We start from the raw sequence: 1,459 nt of genomic DNA, 5'->3' as shown, positions 1-1,459 counted from the left end.
GTGATGACCACGCGCTCAGCCACTTCATCACTGTCGGCATCGATGGCCAACTGGCGCGTCAGATCGGTCCGCTGCCGACCGGCCACGGCGTCCTCGGCCTCCTGATCACAGACCCGCGGCCGCTCCGGCTGCATGAATTGAATAAGCACCCCGAGGCCTACGGGTTCCCCGCGCACCACCCTCCCATGCAGTCCTTCCTGGGGGTACCGGTCCGCGTCCGGGACGTGGTGTTCGGCAACCTCTACCTCACGGAAAAAGAAGGCGGAGACGACTTTTCCGCCGAAGACGAGGCCCTGGCCGTCGCCTTGGCCGCAGCGGCCGGCGTCGCCATCGAAAATGCCCGGCTCTACGACGACGCCCGCCGCCGGGCACGCTGGCTGGAGGCCTGCATGGACGTCTCCGGGCTGATGTTGAGCACGGACCGCGACTACACCTCGGGCGGCCTGGACCCGATAGCCGGCCGCGCGCTCCAGGAGTCCGCGTCCTCACTCGCCCTCCTGGTGGCCCCCGCCGCCAACGCCATGGCCCACGTGGTGATCGGCGTTGCCGGTGAGCGCGGCACGGCGTTTTCGGGACGGTCACTGCATTTGGAGTCAAATCTCCTGGAAGGTGTCCTCGAAGGCGGCGAGCCAGTGCTGTTCGACGACGCATCCGAAGTGTTGGGGGAGGTCGACGGTGCAGTCACCGGCCCGCTGCTGGCAGTGGCCCTGAGTACCCAGGGCGCCCACCATGGCCTCCTGTTGCTGGCACGGGACAAGGAGTCGGTGCGCTACGCCCGGACCGACATCGAAATGGGGGCCGTCTTCGGCTCCCACGTGGCCCTCGCCTTGGAACTTGCCCGGGTGCACCGGCTGCGCGAGGAGCTTCTGGTCTTCACCGACCGCGACAGGATCGCCCGGGACCTGCATGACCTCGTCATCCAGCGGCTGTTCGCCGCCGGGCTGAGCGTACAGAGCCTGACCCGTTTCACCAAGGAGGATCTGGCGCTGGAGCGCATCCGCAACATCACCGGCGAACTCGACGAAGCGATCCGCAGCCTGCGCGACACCATTTACTCGCTCAAGAGCAACACAGGCGAGATCGAACTGCTGAGCGGCCGGATCCGTCGGGTCACTCGCAGTTCGTCCAAGTCCATGCCGTTCCCGCCGCGCCTGACCATCACGGGACCCGTGGATGCCGTGACACCGGACAAGGCCGACAACGTCGTGGCCGTGGTTTCCGAGGGGCTCAGCAACGCCATCCGGCACTCCGGGGCGGATACAATCTCGGTCTCGGTTGCGGTCGTCAAGGGCAGGGTGACGGTGGTGATCAGCGACAACGGCGCCGGATTCACTCAACCCGAAAAACGCAACGGGCTAAGCAACCTCGAGGACCGGGCGCGCATGCTCGACGGCGAATGCACCATCACGAGCGTGCCCGACTCCGGTACCAGCCTGGAATGGTCGGTGCCCCTGTAACC

General features: G+C 66.7%; 1 protein-coding gene. It reads left to right on the top strand.

Features of this window, described 5'->3' with window-relative positions; genetic code table 11:
- Nucleotides 1–1,457: GAF domain-containing sensor histidine kinase (locus tag LQV45_RS31985; protein WP_230011504.1), on the top strand; the 1,457-nt coding region annotated here is incomplete at its 5' end.
- Nucleotides 1,458–1,459 lie beyond the last annotated feature (2 nt).

This window comes from Microbacterium sp. Bi128, from assembly GCF_918698205.1.
Note: the sequence above shows the minus strand (reverse complement) of the source record. Positions and strands in the feature narration are given on the sequence as shown.